Source organism: Saccharomonospora saliphila YIM 90502 (assembly GCF_000383795.1).
GTDB classification, from domain to species: Bacteria; Actinomycetota; Actinomycetes; order Mycobacteriales; family Pseudonocardiaceae; genus Saccharomonospora; species Saccharomonospora saliphila.
Genome location: NZ_KB912687.1, coordinates 8,624 through 13,066 on the forward strand (window position 1 = coordinate 8,624; position 4,443 = coordinate 13,066).

The 4,443-nt window shown below is 72.7% G+C and carries 4 protein-coding genes and 1 pseudogene; 1 reads left to right on the top strand and 4 read right to left on the bottom strand.

The annotated features are described in order from the left end of the window. Nucleotides 1-221, bottom strand: a pseudogene (locus SACSA_RS26205) (DUF4129 domain-containing protein); the annotation flags it as partial. Then, a complete protein-coding gene (locus tag SACSA_RS0114195; protein WP_019816564.1) occupies nt 218-1,207 on the bottom strand; it encodes a hypothetical protein in 990 nt (329 codons plus the stop codon). The gene SACSA_RS0114195 and the pseudogene SACSA_RS26205, both read right to left, overlap by 4 nt. 125 nt (nt 1,208-1,332) lie before the next feature. Here SACSA_RS0114195 and SACSA_RS0114200 point away from each other — a divergent pair, with 125 nt between their 5' ends. Further along, complete coding sequence (locus SACSA_RS0114200) at nt 1,333-2,448, top strand: neutral zinc metallopeptidase (RefSeq protein ID WP_028661873.1); 1,116 nt, start codon at nt 1,333-1,335, stop codon at nt 2,446-2,448. A gap of 101 nt (nt 2,449-2,549) precedes the next feature. Here SACSA_RS0114200 and SACSA_RS0114205 read toward each other — a convergent pair whose 3' ends face one another. Together SACSA_RS0114205 and SACSA_RS0114210 are read right to left on the bottom strand one after the other, a co-directional pair. Then, the gene (locus SACSA_RS0114205; protein WP_019816566.1) at nt 2,550-2,990 is read right to left on the bottom strand and encodes a hypothetical protein; all 441 of its coding nucleotides are present in this window, start codon (nt 2,988-2,990) and stop codon (nt 2,550-2,552) included. A gap of 281 nt (nt 2,991-3,271) precedes the next feature. Further along, a complete protein-coding gene (locus tag SACSA_RS0114210; RefSeq protein ID WP_028661874.1) occupies nt 3,272-4,354 on the bottom strand; it encodes a potassium channel family protein in 1,083 nt (360 codons plus the stop codon). Nucleotides 4,355-4,443: the final 89 nt, after the last annotated feature.

Genomic DNA, 4,443 nt, shown 5'->3' on the forward strand with positions numbered 1-4,443 from the left:
ATCACCACGCCGGTCACGCCGCCCGGCGTGGCACCGCCGAGCGCGGCGAGCAGCTCCCCGACGCGGTCGCTCAGCCAGCCGAGCACCCGTTCCACGAGGGACGGCTCCGCCCGCTGGTAGATCGGGTCGGCGAGTTCCTCCCGCGCGGCGCGGCGCGCCTCGTCCCGCCCGGGCTCGACCGGAACGTCGAGCCCGGGCACCGCCGCGCGGGAGACGGTCACCGCGTGCCCGCCGCGCGGGAGAGCTCGATGTCCAGGCCTTCCTTCCGCATCCGCTGGTCGATGTAGAGCAACGCGGTGACCGCCGAGGCGAACGGCACCGTGATCGTCTGCGCCACCGCGTTTCCGACCTCGGTGATCAGCAGCTCACCGGTGGTCATGCCGCGCGCCACGGCGTCGGCGTCGACGGCGAATCCGAACGGGATCTGGATGATCGAGCCGATGATCATGGTGAGGGCCAGCGCGACCAGCAGGACCCCGAACACGCGCCACCACGACCCCCGCACCAGGGTCCGCGACCGCCCGAGCGCCTGGCCGACCCGCCCGCGTTCGAGGATCAGCGCCGGGGTCGCCAGGCTCAGCAGCACGTAGAGCCAGATGCCGGGCAGAACAAGGAAGAGGGTGCCGACGGCCACGGCCAGCGTGACCACCACGGTCAGGCCGAACAGCGGGAGCAGCCGGGGACGCAGTTCCTCCCACGCCTGGCCCACGCTGATCGCCTGGCCCAGAACCGCCTTGCCGACCACCACGGTGAGCAGGCCGGAGAGGAACGTCTGGGTCAACAGACTGATCAGGGCGATGACGCCCATGCCGGGCAGGCTCTGCTCGAGCGCGGCGACGGCCTGGTCGAGTTGCCGCTCCGGCGAGGCGTTCTCGTCGATCACGGGCGCGGGTTCGGTGGCGCCGAGCAACCACAGATCCGCCGCGAAGTACAGCACCGCGCCCAGCAGCGCCACCACCGCGGACGAGCCGAACACGACGGCGGCGTGCCTGCGCATCGTCGTGATGGCGCCGTCGAGAATCTCGCCGAACGCGAGCGGGCGCAGCGGGATGACACCGGGTTTTCCCGCGTCCCCTCGGCCGGGGCCCTCCGGCGTGGGATAGCGCGGATACGGTGTCCCCCCGCCGGGGGGCCCACCACCGGATGCGCCGCCGCCGGAACCGGCGCCGTGGGGGTCGGGTGCGGACCAGCCAGTCGAGTCGGTCATAACCGTCATCCTCGCGCGTCGTCGTCCCAGGGCGCCCCATCGGGGTGTTGTCGCGAGCGGCGAACGCCGGATGCGGGGCGCCGTTATGCTGGCGGCCGAGATCGATCTACCCGGGGGAAGCCGACATGACACCACCGCCACCGGGGCCGCCACCGGGGCCGCCGTACGGCCCGCCCGGCCGGGGACCGGAAGGAGGGTCGAACGGTCCGTACGGGTACGGTCCCGCGCACCGGTGGTCTCCCAGGCCTCCCCGCCGCTCGGCGGTACCCGTCGTCGTCGGCGCGCTCGCCGGGGTGCTGGTGCTCGTGCTCGGCCTCGTCACCGTCATCACCCTGACCCGCGACGACGACCCGGTCGCGGGCGGCCCCACCGACACACCCGCGCCGCCGTCGGCCCCCTCGGCACCACCGACGGGCGCGTCCACGAGCACGGTGCCGGAAACGTCGAGCCCCGCCCCCGGCTCGTCGGCCTCCCCGTCGCCCTCCGGCGGCGTCGCACCCGGCGGCGCCGAACCGGGGCCCCGCAAGATCTACGCGCTCGCCGACCACCCGATCCTGCAGGACCCCGACGCGGGCCTGCGGAACCGGGCGTGCGTCCTGCCCGCATGGGAGAGCAGTCCGGCGGGGGCGCAAACGTTCTTCCGCGCCGCCCGGGAGTGCCTCGACGCCGCGTGGGAGCCGTTCCTGCGCGCCTACGGCCTGCCGTTCCGGCCACCGACCCTGCACTTCCCGTCGGCGACGAGCTTCGAGACCGAGTGCGGCACGATCACCGTCGGCATCACCACCGCCGCCTACTACTGCGAGAACAACCTCTACCTTCCCTACGACGGGCTCCAGACGAGTCAGTACGGCAACGCCCCCGGCGTGTACCTCGCGTTGTTCGCCCACGAGTACGGCCACCACGTGCAGGAACTCGCCGGGATCATGGACGCCGCGTGGGAACGGATCTACGACGCGGGCACCGACAGCGCCGCGGGCCGCGAGATGTCGCGGCGCAAGGAGTTGCAGGCACAGTGCTTCTCGGGGATGTTCCTCGGCGCCCACGTCGACCAGGGCGGCACCATCACCCGCCAGATGTACGACCGGGCCTGGTACGACCAGGAGACCCGGGGTGACGACACCTCCGGCACCCACGACCACGGCAGCAACGCCAACTACGCGAAGTGGTGGCGCGCGGGCGCCTACGACAACCGCATCGCCGACTGCAACACCTTCGACGCCCCGAGCGCCGAGGTCGCCTGACGCGGGCACACCGACGAAGGCACGACTCGCGCCCCGCGTCCGGTGCGCCACCCTCGCGGCGCGGAGCGCGACGCGAAGCCTGCCGCCGAGGCGGCGGGCGGTCAGGCCAGTGCCAGGCGAGGCCCCCGGGCGAGGAGGTAGGCGTAGGTACCGCCGGCGGTGCAGCTCAGTGTGAGCAGCATGAGGCCGACGGGGCGGCGCAGATCGCTGGTGCCGGGGGCGGTGGCGGCGAGCCTGACCTCGACGGGCCCACCGTCGTCGGCGGGCGCACGCGGCACCGCGACGCGGACCTGTTCGTCCTGATCGTGCCCGCACCCACTGAGCATGCCCTCACGGGCGGTGCCGGAGATCTCGAAGCGCACGGTCTCGACGGCATCGGCGTCGCTGCATTCGGCCGGTGCGGTGACGGTGGCCTCGACCACCCGGTGGTCGTCGGCGGGGGCAGGCCCGAACAGCGACGCGCCCACCCACCAGGCCCCCAGCAGCACGAGCAGCCCCGTGACCACGGCGGCGCCGAGTACCTTCGGCGTGAGCGGCGGCATCGGCCGTCCTCGGTGGTTCGCTGGCGCGCGCACCCGGCCCATGGTTCCAGAACATTACGGTGCTGCCCAGCACACGGCGGCACACACGACACCACTCCCCGTGCCCCCCGAACAGGTGAGGGGAGTGCCCCCCCCCGCCGTCGTTGTCTTGCAGTCAAGGCCTCCTTGCCTGCGTTGAGCGCAGTGAAGGAGGCCTTGACGAATTGCCAACGCGGGCCGAGCGCCCACGGCGGCTCCGCCGGGCGGGAGCGGGGGGCAGTGCCGGACGGCACGGTCTCGCGCTAGGGCACCGTCTCCTCGCCCACGGCGACCTTGCGCACGTACAGCAGCCGGTCGCCCCGCTCCAGCGCGTCCGCCTCGGGCGCGTCCACCCGGTAGAGCACTCCGTCGCGCACGAGGCCGAGCACGATATCGGGCAGGTGCCGGGGCGACCCGCCCTCCTCGGAGCGCTCGACCGGCCGCTCCGCGATCGCGAGACCCGTCTCGGGGGTGAGCAGGTCCTCCACCATGTCCACGACCCTCGGGGTGCGGGTGGCGATGCCCAGCAACCGCCCCGCCGTCTCGCTGGAGACCACGACCTGGTCGGCACCCGACTGCTTGAGCAGGTGCACGTTCTCCGCCTCGCGTACCGAGGCCAGAATGCGTGCCCTCGGCGCCAGCTCCCGCGCCGTCAGGGTGACCAGCACGGCCGTGTCGTCACGGTTCGGCGCCACCACCACCGCCCGCGCGCGCTGGATACCGGCCACGCGCAGCACGTCGGCACGTGTCGCCGACCCGTGGACGGTGATCAGTCCACGGGCACTGGCCGCGTCCAGCGACACCCGGTCGGTGTCGACGACCACGACCTGGTTCGGCTCGACGTCCTCCTCGGCCAGCAGCGCGTTGACCGCCGAGCGGCCCTTCGTACCGAAGCCGATGACCACCACGTGGTCGCGCACCTGCCGCCTCCACTTCTGAATCCGGAACGCCTGCCGGGACCGCTCGGTCAGCACTTCCAGTGTCGTCCCGATCAACACGATCAGGAACAACACCCGTAACGGGGTGACCAACAGGACATTGACCAGCCGCGCCGAGTCGGACACCGGGGAGATGTCACCGTAGCCGGTGGTCGACAACGTCACCGTCGCGTAGTAGAAGCAGTCGAGCAGCGAGACGCCGTCCTCGTTCGCGTCCTTGTACCCGCCTCGGTCCAAGTACACGATGAACACGACGGCCACCAACGCGAGCAGCGCGAACAACACCCGCCGCGCGATCGCCCGGGCCGGGCCGATCGGGTGCGCGGGCATGTTGATCACACCGACGAGCGCGTGCCCCGGCTGTTCGGGCAGGCGCTCGTCCCCGTTGCGCTTCCACGGCCTTGCCACGACCACGGACCCTATTCCTCCCCGTCCGGCCCGCCGACGGCCCGGGCACCGGTGCCCCCACGGCGCCCCACGCCGGCGTCGTCACGGCG